General features: G+C 45.9%; 10 protein-coding genes, 6 tRNA genes and 1 rRNA gene. 2 read left to right on the top strand and 15 right to left on the bottom strand.

Going from position 1 to position 11,845, the window contains the following annotated elements; translation table 11 throughout:
- The 5 genes from ACI3E1_RS07805 to ACI3E1_RS07785 form a co-directional block, all read right to left on the bottom strand.
- Nucleotides 1–329 (bottom strand): hypothetical protein (locus ACI3E1_RS07805; RefSeq protein WP_405025091.1); only part of this gene is annotated, 329 nt, incomplete at its 3' end.
- Nucleotides 330–964: 635 nt separating this feature from the next.
- A tRNA-Leu gene (locus tag ACI3E1_RS07800) sits at nucleotides 965–1,049 on the bottom strand.
- A 36-nt stretch (nucleotides 1,050–1,085) separates the two neighbouring features.
- A complete protein-coding gene (locus tag ACI3E1_RS07795; RefSeq protein WP_405025090.1) occupies nucleotides 1,086–1,529 on the bottom strand; it encodes a SprT family protein in 444 nt (147 codons plus the stop codon).
- Between the two features lie 75 nt (nucleotides 1,530–1,604).
- Nucleotides 1,605–2,432 carry an ammonia-dependent NAD(+) synthetase gene (gene nadE / locus ACI3E1_RS07790; protein ID WP_405025089.1) on the bottom strand — a complete coding sequence of 276 codons (828 nt, stop codon included), beginning with the start codon at nucleotides 2,430–2,432 and terminating at the stop codon, nucleotides 1,605–1,607.
- Nucleotides 2,432–3,916: a nicotinate phosphoribosyltransferase gene (locus ACI3E1_RS07785; protein ID WP_405025088.1), complete on the bottom strand. Its 1,485-nt coding sequence runs from the start codon at nucleotides 3,914–3,916 to the stop codon at nucleotides 2,432–2,434. Before ACI3E1_RS07785 ends, nadE begins: the two co-directional genes overlap by 1 nt.
- Nucleotides 3,917–4,044: 128 nt before the next feature.
- On the opposite strand from ACI3E1_RS07785, the gene ACI3E1_RS07780 reads away from it, so the two are divergent.
- Nucleotides 4,045–4,785, top strand: a complete 741-nt coding sequence (locus ACI3E1_RS07780; RefSeq protein ID WP_405025087.1) for a WecB/TagA/CpsF family glycosyltransferase — start codon at nucleotides 4,045–4,047, stop codon at nucleotides 4,783–4,785.
- Nucleotides 4,786–4,983: 198 nt separating this feature from the next.
- On the opposite strand, the gene ACI3E1_RS07775 is transcribed toward ACI3E1_RS07780, so the two are convergent.
- The 6 genes from ACI3E1_RS07775 to ACI3E1_RS07750 form a co-directional block, all read right to left on the bottom strand.
- A complete protein-coding gene (locus ACI3E1_RS07775; RefSeq protein WP_405025086.1) occupies nucleotides 4,984–5,688 on the bottom strand; it encodes a GntR family transcriptional regulator in 705 nt (234 codons plus the stop codon).
- Between the two features lie 242 nt (nucleotides 5,689–5,930).
- Complete coding sequence (nagA, locus tag ACI3E1_RS07770) at nucleotides 5,931–7,064, bottom strand: N-acetylglucosamine-6-phosphate deacetylase (protein ID WP_405025085.1); 1,134 nt, start codon at nucleotides 7,062–7,064, stop codon at nucleotides 5,931–5,933.
- Between the two features lie 80 nt (nucleotides 7,065–7,144).
- Nucleotides 7,145–7,786, bottom strand: coding sequence for a hypothetical protein (locus ACI3E1_RS07765; RefSeq protein WP_405025084.1), 642 nt, complete (start codon nucleotides 7,784–7,786; stop codon nucleotides 7,145–7,147).
- A gap of 75 nt (nucleotides 7,787–7,861) precedes the next feature.
- Nucleotides 7,862–7,933: transfer RNA gene (locus ACI3E1_RS07760), tRNA-Gln, on the bottom strand.
- 6 nt (nucleotides 7,934–7,939) lie between these two features.
- Nucleotides 7,940–8,022, bottom strand: a tRNA-Tyr gene (locus ACI3E1_RS07755).
- 96 nt (nucleotides 8,023–8,118) lie between these two features.
- Nucleotides 8,119–9,588, bottom strand: coding sequence for a peptide MFS transporter (locus ACI3E1_RS07750; RefSeq protein ID WP_405025083.1), 1,470 nt, complete (start codon nucleotides 9,586–9,588; stop codon nucleotides 8,119–8,121).
- Between the two features lie 289 nt (nucleotides 9,589–9,877).
- On the opposite strand from ACI3E1_RS07750, the gene ACI3E1_RS07745 reads away from it, so the two are divergent.
- A complete protein-coding gene (locus ACI3E1_RS07745; RefSeq protein WP_405025082.1) occupies nucleotides 9,878–11,269 on the top strand; it encodes an NAD-dependent succinate-semialdehyde dehydrogenase in 1,392 nt (463 codons plus the stop codon).
- 185 nt (nucleotides 11,270–11,454) lie between these two features.
- Here ACI3E1_RS07745 and ACI3E1_RS07740 read toward each other — a convergent pair.
- The 4 genes from ACI3E1_RS07740 to rrf all read right to left on the bottom strand — a co-directional run bounded on the left by ACI3E1_RS07740 (nucleotide 11,455) and on the right by rrf (nucleotide 11,835).
- A tRNA-Thr gene (locus ACI3E1_RS07740) sits at nucleotides 11,455–11,527 on the bottom strand.
- Nucleotides 11,528–11,540: 13 nt separating this feature from the next.
- Nucleotides 11,541–11,631: transfer RNA gene (locus tag ACI3E1_RS07735), tRNA-Ser, on the bottom strand.
- A gap of 7 nt (nucleotides 11,632–11,638) precedes the next feature.
- Nucleotides 11,639–11,711 (bottom strand) — tRNA-Asn (locus tag ACI3E1_RS07730).
- A gap of 7 nt (nucleotides 11,712–11,718) precedes the next feature.
- Nucleotides 11,719–11,835: ribosomal RNA gene (gene rrf, locus ACI3E1_RS07725) — 5S ribosomal RNA — on the bottom strand.
- Between the last annotated feature and the right edge of the window lie 10 nt (nucleotides 11,836–11,845).

Below are 11,845 nucleotides of genomic sequence, written 5' to 3'. Positions count from 1 at the left end.
TTATTGTTAACTGACACTGGATCGAATTCATTAACAACATCCTTATCAAAGCCCCAAGCGGGCGTAGAACTTCCAGTTTCAGCATTAACAAGTTTTGCATTCCCGGGTTCTTCCCCGCCTTCACCAATATAAGTCGCCTGTTGTTGTGGTGTGTCACTTAAAACAAAGTTGCCTTGCTTTGGTGATAGAACTGAATGACTAACTGTACTACTATTTACTGCACTACTATTTGAGGTACTTGGCGTTTGAACTGCTAAACCAATTACTGGGTTAACTAGCAAGGGGGCCAGTAAGCCAACGACGCTACTAGCAATAGCTCTTTTATCCAAAAATATCAACTTCCTTCATATAACGCTCTTATAAGTTCCTAGGTTATTCTAACACTCCTTGATTTCTATGAAGTTTCTAAAACAACTCATACTCCATAGAATCATAAAGGATAACTTTACATTCTTAAAACAAAGAATCGTGGATAATCGTTGATATTAAAAACCACCACCCGCGAAAGCACAATGTTTTAATTTAATAAACATAGAATTACAAATTATACTTTATGCATAGAAATTAAAAGAGAGATTTTTAAACGTCTAACTGCCTACTATAAGTATTCCGGTATGATTTTTTCGCTAATATTCAACAGGCCGTCCGCAGTCAACGACTATACGACGGTTGGTCTTCCTAACAGAAATGCTAGTAATTCATTGTTAGGCTATGAATGATTATATAATATGACAGGTTATTATTTGCCTAGTGCAATACGTTGGAAACTTTTACGTCCTAAAACCGTGTGACACAAAAAAAGCCAAAAATAAAAAGCAAAGCCCCTCAAAGCCTTGCTATGTCTACGGTTTATACCCATTGCCCCGTGTGTCAGCGGTGTGCCAAAATCACACCATTTTGCTTACAAATAAAACCTGAAAATGCCGGTTTATCAACATTATTATTATTTTTTTGCACAAAAAAATGCGGGTGAATGGATTCGAACCATCACGGTCTAAACGACCACCAGATCCTTAGTCTGACGCGTCTGCCAATTCCGCCACACCCGCGAAACAATACTAATTATACCAAGCCCTCAATGAATGTCAACGATTTTTTGTAACCAGAGCAATCCTTCCACCACACCGAGCACAAACATACCGCCGCGGATCCATTCGCCGTTGCCGCAAAATCTGCGCCCCACACTGGCAGCACACGTAAATGTATTTTGGTATTCGCTCCTGAGCTGGAGCGTACCGCCAGCCACCAACCTGTGTTAATAATGACTTAAAATCATGATCGCGGTGCATGTATCCCTTGCCAGTAAGGTGGAGGTGATAATGGCACAGTTCATGCTTAATAATCCCCGCTAAAGCTGATTGTCCCGCCGCAGTCATCCGCGGATTAATCTCAATGTTGTGCGTTGTAAGCAAATACCGGCCCCCGGTAGTTTGCAACCGACTATTAAACGTTGCTTGGTGATCGAATGACCGGTGAAATGCTGTTAGGGAAAGCTGTTCTACTAATTGCTGAAGTTCTTCGTCCGTCATCCCATTTCCTCCCTGCATAATAAATCCGGGATCCACTTGCGAACCCCGGAAAGACTTTCATAATGTAATTACGTCCTATTTCCAAAAATCATCGAATATCGTAATCGGAAGGTGGCGCTTATGCTGCGTCTTTTGGTACCACTGCTCAATTTTTTCCGCCGCATCATCCGCAACGTCCTTTCCCTCAAGGTAATCATCAATGTCAGCGTACGTTACGCCCAACGCAACCTCGTCTGGCAATGCTGGCCGGTTATCCTCAAGATCAGCCGTTGGTGTCTTTTCGTACAGGTGTGTCGGCGCACCAAGTAACTCAAGCATTGCCCGGCCCTGCCGTTTATCCAACCGCCAAATTGGGGTAATATCTGCTCCCCCGTCACCAAACTTAGTGTAAAATCCGGTGACCGCCTCAGCTGCATGGTCCGTCCCCACGACTGCGCCGTGAAACTCGCCAGCAATCCCGTACTGGGCAATCATCCGCTGCCGCGCCTTAATGTTTCCCTTATTAAAGTCGCTCACGGTTAGCCCATTCTTCTCCAGGGCTGCCACCATCGCATCGGCCGCCTCCTTGATGTTTACCCGCACTGTCCGGTCAGCACCGATAAAGTCAATTGCATCCAGGGCGTCCTGTTCATCAGCTTGTTCCCCGTACGGCAACCGAACAGCAATGAACTGGTATTTGTCATCCCCTGTTTCCTCCCGGAGCTCACTAATTGCCATTTGGGATAATTTCCCCGTCAACGTTGAATCTTGTCCCCCGGAAATTCCTAACACAAGAGATTTTAAAAACGTATTCTTCTTCAGGTAGGCTTTCAAAAAGTCAACTGACCGCCGAATCTCTGTTTGTGGGTCAATTGACGCCTGCACGCATAAAGCATCAATGATTTCCTGTTGCATTGGTCGCATTATTTCTCTCCCTTTCCGTTGGTTGCTTGTTGCGCAACCTGCTGCCGAACCTTCTTAATCATTCGCATCCGGTTATCATAACACTGCTGGGATAAATCCACCGGATAATCCTGCGGGTTCAAATCCCGTTTATACTCGTTCCACAAACTGCTGAGTCGTTCTCGGGAATAGTTCCGCACCGTTTCTAGTGATGGCAATTCATAAACCTGCTTACCATTCATAAAAATCTCTCGTAAAAGGGGACGGGCCTGGTAATTCCGTACCGTTTTATTAATATACGTGTACTGGGGATGGAACATGTACAGCTCATCTTGATTCTGCGGTTGTTCGTCTAGGAGAGCAACGTAATCTCCCTCGGACTTTCCATCATTCTTACGGGTAATCCGCCAAACTTGCTTTTGGCCCGGCGTAGATACCTTTTCGGCGTTGCTGGAAATCTTAATCGTATCTTCCAACTCACCGCGAGCATTTTCCATGGCCACCATCTTATAAACGGCTCCAAGTGCTGGTTGGTCATACGCGGTAATTAGTTTTGTTCCAACGCCCCATGCATCAATTTTAGCCCCCTGCATCTTCAAGCTAGTAATCGTTTTTTCATCCAAATCATTGGACGCATAAATGTGTGCATCAGGAAAGCCGGCTTCATCCAACTGTTCCCGCACCCGCTTTGAAATGTAGGCCATGTCACCCGAGTCAATCCGTACACCCTGGAAATTAATCCGGTTTCCCATTTCTTTCGCAACCCGAATGGCATTAGGTACCCCACTCCGAAGCGTATCGTAGGTATCCACCAGAAAAACACAATTGTGGTGGGTTTGGGCGTACGCCATGAACGCATCGTAGTCGTTCTGGTACGCCTGCACAAGTGAGTGAGCGTGGGTCCCGCTAACGGGAATACCGAACAACTTGCCCGCCCGAACATTACTTGTAGCGTCAAAGCCCCCGATGTAAGCAGCCCGCGTTCCCCACAACGCCGCATCGAACTCCTGTGCCCGCCGCGTTCCAAACTCCATCAAGAGGTCATCTTCACACGCCGACCGCACCCGGGAAGCCTTCGTTGCAATCAGAGTCTGATAGTTAACTGCGTTTAGCACTGCCGTTTCAACCAGTTGACAGTCAACCAACGGTCCGCGAATTTCAATAAGGGGCTCGTTGTTAAACACCACTTCCCCCTCCACGACAGACCGCACGGTTGACTGAAACTTAAAGTGCCGGAGGTAGTCGATAAATGCCGCCGGATAATCACCCACTTGCTGCAGGTATGCCAGGTCGCTATCGGTGAATCGGAGGTTACGAATATAATCCACGACCCGCTCAAGCCCCGCAAAAATCGCGTACCCGTTCTCAAACGGCATTGTTCGGAAATAAACCTCAAACACTGCCTGACGCTGATCAATTTTCCTCTCCCAGTAAGTTTCAATCATATTGATTTCATACAAGTCAGTATGAAGGGCTAGGCTATCATCTGGATATTGTTGTTGCATTTGTAATTCCCCACTTATCCTTTATCGTCGAATACCTTATAATGAGCATTGTTCGTGGTAATTCTACCACACTTTATTTTGAATTTGGACTACCGGTAATAGCCCACTCATTTTAAAGGAGGTCTCCCGTGAAATTCAGTACTAGTAACGTTCTTGATATTCCGTTTATCAAGGCAACAAAAAAAGAAGTTGTCACCCAACTTATTACCGATCATAAAGCTGGACAAAACCGGTTTATTGTAACGGCCAATCCAGAAATTGTACTGGCTGCCCGCAAAGATCAAACATACATGCAGACAATCAAAACTGCTGATTACATAACAGCAGATGGGATTGGAATCGTGAAGGGCACCGCACTTCTGGGAAACCCCGTTCCAGAGCGGGTGACCGGCTTTGACCTAATGTGTGCCCTCCTTCATCATGCTGACCTTCACCACGACCGTGTCTTTTTCCTGGGAACTAAACCAACAATTTTGCAGCAAACCATTATCCACGTCCACCATCAATACCCTGGCGTAATCATCGCTGGTAGTCATGACGGCTATTTCACTTCCAGCGAAGCTGCCAAAATTGCCGCTCAAATTAAGGCCGCACACCCTTCATTTGTTTTCGTCGCCCTTGGCTTTCCCAAACAAGAAATGTTCATCCGCCAATTTCGAAAGCAAGCCCCTGCCCTCTGGATGGGAGTAGGCGGTAGTTTTGACGTGTTAGCAGGGGCGGTTCACCGGGCCCCGCAAAGTTGGCAGGAACACCACGTTGAGTGGCTGTACCGGCTTTTACAAGATCCCCGTCGGATTGGGCGAATGATGGCCCTCCCCCACTACCTAGCACTTATTCTGTGGCGCAAATTTACCAGTAGACAAGAATAAATATATCCGAGAAAAATGTACCCAACGAAAAAACGGGTATGGTGGAAGGAGTAAACCACACGAACCGTAAACTGCGGTTCGAAGGAATACGGACTTCCACTTAACCCGTTTATTTTAGACATCAGATTATGCAAAAAGAGTAACAGATCCGGTTGATGTTATCATTTCTCCTGGTAATCAACTGCCATCGATTAGCCCTTACCGGTTATTCTCTAAATAAAACTCAAACCGGTCTCCCACATACTGGGTTCGGGTGTACTCAAACGGGCGCCCGTCCCGTAACTCGGTAACCTGCCGGAGCCGCAAAAGAGCTGCCCCTCGTTTAATATCTAGATATTCCGCAATCCGTTCAGAAGCAAGGGTTGCCGAAACGGTCTGCTGGGCCTTTCCGATCGTATATCCCCGGTCCTGTAAGGCTTCATACAGCGAGCTAGTAACCTCGTCCCTAGCAAACGAAACTACCAGGTCAGAAGGAACCGTTGTTACCTCAAAACAAATCGGCACCTGGTCAGCGTACCGAATCCGTTCCATGCGCAATACTTGCATTTCACCGTTTAAGCGCAACCGCTCACGCTCGCTGAGCGTTGGCGTTGTAATCACATACGAGATGGTTTTGCTAGAGGGAACCTTTCCCTGCGAGCGGGTTAACTCGGTAAAACTAGTCACGCCTGCCATTCGGTCCTGCACCTTTTGGCTGGCTACAAATGTTCCGGCCCCAACCCGCCGTTCAAGAATTCCCTCATCAACAAGCGTCTGAATAGCTTGCCGTAGCGTCATTCGCGACACCCCAAACTGCTCAGCGAGAAGCCGTTCCGCAGGAATCCGATCGCCAACCTGCCACTTCCCCTGTTCAATTGCCTGCCGAATTTGATTATGAATTTGAATGTAGATTGGTGACCCCATTCATTTTGCCCTCACTTTTCACCATTATTATTAGCCTTAATAATAATAGCATAAATCATGCATCGAGGAATTGCCTAAATGAATCAAACGTCCGCCACCACGTTATAACCAGCCGCCCTTGACACAAACAATTTTTTTAAAGAGCGTGCTGAAAATACTCCTGCCGCCTAGCCGATACTCTGTTATCAGGCAACATCCTACATTCATCACGCTCCTCACTGTTATTTTAATAACATTAAAAATTACTTCATCAGCTTCCCAAAAGAATACGTCTGCTGTAAATCAAGGCTCCTGTCTAACACGTTCAAATCAGCGTCCTTCCCTGGCGCAATTCCGCCTTTTTGTTCAAGGTGGAACTCTCGGGCTTGATTAACCGATGACATCTTAACGGCATCCTCGATCCGGCAACCCGTAAACTTAATAATATTCTTAAATGCCACGTTAAACTTCAGAACAGAGCCAGCCAAATTACCTACTTCTAAGCGAGCCTGACCATCCTTCACGATGACCTTTTGTCCCCCGAGTTCGTAATCGCCTTCGGGCATTCCCTTGGCCCGCATCGAATCCGTTACCAGCTCGAGTTTATCTGCTCCCTTTAACTCGTATGCCAACCGCACCATGTCCGGAACGTTGTGGAACCCATCACAGATAATCTCACAGTACAGGTTATCTTCCAGGACGGCGTGCCCGGTGACTCCTGGCTCACGGTGTTTGAACTCCCGCTGTGCGTTGTAGAGGTGCGTAATATGAGTTGCCCGTGACTGTAACATTTGTTCCCGTGTAGCATTAGAATGCCCCGCTGACGGCACAATTCCGTTTTCCAGGCAGTAATCCTCAAACGCCCGGCTTTCAGGATATTCTGGAGCATACGTAATCATCCGGACACGGTTCCCGGATAATTCATTCCACCGTGCCAGCAAGGCAACATTTGGAACCTGAATGTACTTTTCCGGCTGAGCCCCCTTGTACTTTACCGAAATAAATGGGCCTTCAAGGTGGACCCCCTGAATCAACGGGTTCTTTTCTGCCGCTTGGCGAATTCCTTCCATCGCGTGATTAATATTTTCAACCGACTGCGTCATTGTCGTGGCAAAGTAGGTTGTTACCCCTTCGTTTCGGGCCATATCCGTTGCTAATTCATTAATCTGATCCGGATCCCCATCCATTGCATCAAAACCGTACCCACCATGCGTGTGGACGTCAATAAATCCCGGAACAATAATCTGACCGTGCAGGTCACTGAGTTTATCACCCGCTTGAATCCGTAAATCACTCATTGGTCCGACCGCTTCAATTTGCTTATTAAAACGCACATAACCATCATCAATTCGTTCATCGCCCGTATAAATTACCGCATGCCGTAACACTATACTCATTTTGGTCATCCTTTCACTTTCGCAGTTAACACCACTATTATAATCGGTATAGACCATCCAGACAAGCGTTTTCATTTTTGTTATTTAATCCCGTTAACGATGTCCACCAGGACTTTACCATCCCGCACAGAATAAATTACCGTATTTGTGTCTCCTGGCTTAAGTAATTGATACGTATACCCCCGTCCTAACGCCGATTGTAAATTTTTTGCCGTCTGTTTAATTCCCCCAGTTAGCTGGTTATAACCCACTTTCTGGGCCATCTCAGGATTTTGTAGGACGTAATTAATCGCCTGAACATCCTGATTACTGGTAGGCATGATCCGGTATGTTTTCGTTTGCTGATCAAAACTAACCGTCCCAATTGGTCTAAAAGTTCGCTGCATGTCACCTAAAATTTGCTGCTGCGTTTTAGCTTGTTCATGCGCTGCATCTAACTGCGGCATTCCCGTAACTACAAGAGGCTGAGACTGATTTCCCTGTGCTGACTGCAGCGTGGTTGGCGCCGATGTCATCGGTGTTTCCGCTGATGATGAGTGACCTATATGCCACGCTTGAATAAATCCCCAACCGCCGCCAAGCGCACATGCAAAACAAACGGCTATCGTAATTACAGGCATTATCCATTTCCCATAATTCCGCCATGAACTAATTAAATAGAAAAAAGCCACTGGTAAAAAGATAATTCCCATAATGGCAAGTGAAGCTGTCAGTAATAACACAGAACCCCTCCTCTAGTTCTTTTAGTATAACGCGAAAAGAGAGGTTGGACTCACGTCACAACCTCTCCTATTTAATTGGGCTAGCAGGATTCGAACCTGCGCATGTCAGGACCAAAACCTGATGCCTTACCACTTGGCCATAGCCCAATATGATGGAGGAGAGTGGATTCGAACCACCGAACCCGAAGGAGCGGATTTACGGTCCGCCGCGTTTAGCCAGACTTCGCTACTCCTCCATAATAGTAATTGTCGCTACCGACTTAATTACTATACCTGTTTTTTTAACTTAACACAAGGGGTAATGTGTAATTTTTGGCCATTAATTTTTAAAACTAATGAACCCCCGCCATTAACCGTTTTAAGCGTGGCACCATCAGTACCATGATCACACCAAACGCAATCGTAATGACTCCCACAATTCCGAAGTACAAAATTTCTGTATGCGGGGTATACAGCTTAACTAACTGGGAGTTAAAGGCCTGTGCCACCGCATCTGATAAAAACCACATACTCATCATCTGGGATTGAAAAGCCCGGGGAGCGAGCTTTGTTGTTACCGACATTCCGATCGGTGAAATCAACATTTCACCAATAATTACCAACGCCCAACTCATAATCAACCAGAATGGACTAACTCGAGCATTAACCCCAAAGAGCATTCCTGGGAGCGTCATCCACAGAAACGAAATTCCGGCAAAAAACAATCCCAGTGAAAACTTCATTGGTGATGAGGGTTGTCGTTTTCCCAACTTCGTCCACAGCCAAGCAAAGATTGGAACGTACAGCATGATAAATAGTGGATTCATACTTTGGAAGAAACTAGCCGGAATCGTAAAGCTACCAATTGTTAACCGAGTCTGATTTGCGGCAAATAACGCTAATACAACAGATCCCTGCTCCTCAATTGACCAGAATAAAATTGACGCAATAAACAGTGGAATGTACGCCCATACCCGTGAACGCTCCGTTCCGGATACTTTTTTGCTACTCAGCATCATTACAAAGTAGACCACTGGAATCATCACAGCAACGAGCGTAATCAGTGAAATTACATTACTAATACTTAATTGGCCAAAGATTGCGAGGATAACCAGAACCAATACCCCAGCAACAACTCCCAAGCCAACCTTTATCAAAATATGTTTTAATTCATCTGGTTGAATTGGATCGTTCGGGTACAGACTGTCCTTGGGCAGGTACTTTCGGCCATCAATTACGTACTGAATAAGTCCAAAGAACATTCCAATCGCAGCCAGGGAGAACCCAAGGTGGAAGTTCACCTTTTGCCCTAACCACCCCACGATTAACGGTGCGATAAAGGCCCCAACGTTGATTCCAAAAACAAAGATGTTAAACCCAGAATCCCGTCGCGGATCGCCAGGGGTATACAACCCCCCAACCATGTCGGAAACATTTGGTTTTAACAATCCTGTTCCTATGACAATAAGGGCAATTGAGCCGTACAACGCAAGTCGCCCAAACGGAGTTGCTAAAACGATATGCCCCAGCATAATCAAAATGCCCCCGAAGAACACCGTTTTCCGGCTTCCCCATACCCGGTCACTCATAAACCCGCCGACAACCCCGGCAAGGTAAACTAGCGCACCGTAAATCGACATGATTGACATTGCGGTTGGTTTATCAAAACCTAATCCGCCCTGAGAAACGGCGTAGTACATGTAATATAGCAGGATAGCGCGCATCCCGTAGTAGCTAAACCGTTCCCACATTTCAGTAAAGAATAGCGTTGCCAGTCCCCGCGGATGGCCGAAGAAAGAATGGTCATTCGTTTTCTGGTTCATAACAAGTCTCCTTTAATCGTTAATTTTGTTACCGTTCATCCACCGACAAACAGCAAGTGCACCGCCAATTATACAGGAAAATAAGATCAGCCACAACAATTACTCATAAATCGCTCACTTAATTAGAAAAAATTAATAACATTCTATTCCTCATTACTTTTGTTTTCAAAAAAATAATCATTGCCTTTCACTAAACAAACGAATAGAATACAGATAGTTCATTTTATTATGAATATCATTTAAAAGAAACTATATATTAAATGAACTTTTTGTTTAAGGAGGATTTCACATGACATACCAAACAACTTATCCTTATACGGGGAAAACGCTTAAAACCTTCCCGAATAATTCTGATACAGAAGTAAGCCAAACGCTTTCCCTAGCCCATACGCTTTACCAAAAGTGGAGAACTCAGCCCATTTCAACCCGGAAAGCACAGCTTCTCAAAGTTGCAGCGGCCCTCCGGAAACACCGGGATGAACTTGCTAAAACCATTACCTACGACATGGGGAAACTTTTTTGTGAATCGCAAGGAGAAGTTGACTTATGTGCTATGATTGCTGAATACTACGCCAACCACGGTGAGGAAATGCTTCAACCAGTTGACCTTCCAATGCCAGCTGGACAGGGAACGGCGCACTATATAAAGCAGGCAACTGGGATAATTATGGCTGTGGAACCATGGAACTTCCCTCTCTATCAAATTGTCCGGGTATTCGCTCCGAACTTCATGGTAGGAAATCCAATGATTCTTAAAGACGCCTCCATCTGTCCGGCATCGGCTCAAGCCTTCGATGCGTTAGTTAAGGAGGCAGGAGCTCCTGCCGGGGCATTCACCAACCTCTTTATTAGCTACGAACAAGTTGCCAGGATTATCGCCGATCCCCGAGTATCCGGTGTTTGCCTAACGGGATCAATGCGCGGAGGCGCCGCCGTTGCAGCCGAAGCGGGAAAAAACCTCAAGCAATCAACTATGGAACTCGGCGGAAACGATGCGTTCATCATCCTTGATGATGCCGATTGGGAACTTGTTAAAAAAGTTGCTCCTCGTGCACGAATTGATAACGCCGGGCAGGTTTGCACTTCATCTAAACGGTTCATTGTTATGGCTGATAAGTATGATGACTTTGTTACTATGCTGAAAAAACAATTTACACAGTTAAAAATGGGTGATCCAATGAACCCCGAAACTACTCTTGCGCCGCTCTCCTCTAAAGAAGCCCAAACAAAACTTCAACAGCAAGTTGATACGGCCATTGACCACGGTGCAACATGCATTACCGGTGGTCACATTGTTAAAGGAGATGGCTTTTTCTTTGAACCAACTATTCTGACGGGAATTACCCCCGATAATCCTATTTTCGACCAGGAAATGTTTGGCCCAGTTGCCACCATCTACAAAGTTGACTCCGAAGAAGCAGCCATTAAACTGGCCAATAATTCAAGTTACGGTCTTGGGGGAACAATCTTTTCAAGCGATCCTGACCACGCTGAACGGGTTGCCGCTCAAATTGAAACGGGGATGTCATTTATCAACTCTAGCTGGTCATCCCTCCCAGCCATTCCATTCGGCGGCGTTAAAAATTCAGGTTATGGCCGTGAGTTAAGCATCCTAGGATTAGACGCTTTTGTTAATAAGCACCTTATTTACACACCTGAAAATAGCGCTACTAATAATTAGAACAAATAAAAACGAGGGACCCATACGGTGTTCCTCGTTTTTATTATGTGTTTGAACAAGCACACGGATAAGATCCGTGTGCTTTTAATGTGTTTAACATATACAAACTTATGGAATTTCACAGAATTTAATGAAAGAAAAACGCCGGTTTAACGGCGTTTAACAAACTAAAATAATTTATCAAATGCCGGATACTGGACTCGGACCAGCGACCTTTACTTTACGAGAGTACTGCTCTACCAACTGAGCTAATCCGGCATATTATGATTAACGGAGAGTGAGGGATTCGAACCCTCGAAGGAGGTCGTTACCCCCTTACACGATTTCCAATCGTGCTCCTTAAGCCACTCGGACAACTCTCCATTATTACTCCGGCAGGCGGGCTCGAACCGTCGACAACCTGATTAACAGTCAGGTGCTCTACCAACTGAGCTATGCCGGAATAAAAAGCACGGCGACGTCCTACCCTCACAGGGGGCGGTCCCCCAACTACTCTCGGCGCGCTGAAGCTTAACTACTGTGTTCGGCATGGGAACAGGTGTATCCTTCAGGCCATCATCACCGCACTCTTTCCTT

Origin of the sequence: Ligilactobacillus sp. LYQ139 (assembly GCF_045033025.1) — a bacterium.
Lineage (GTDB): Bacteria > Bacillota > Bacilli > Lactobacillales > Lactobacillaceae > Ligilactobacillus.
Note: the sequence above shows the minus strand (reverse complement) of the source record. Positions and strands in the feature narration are given on the sequence as shown.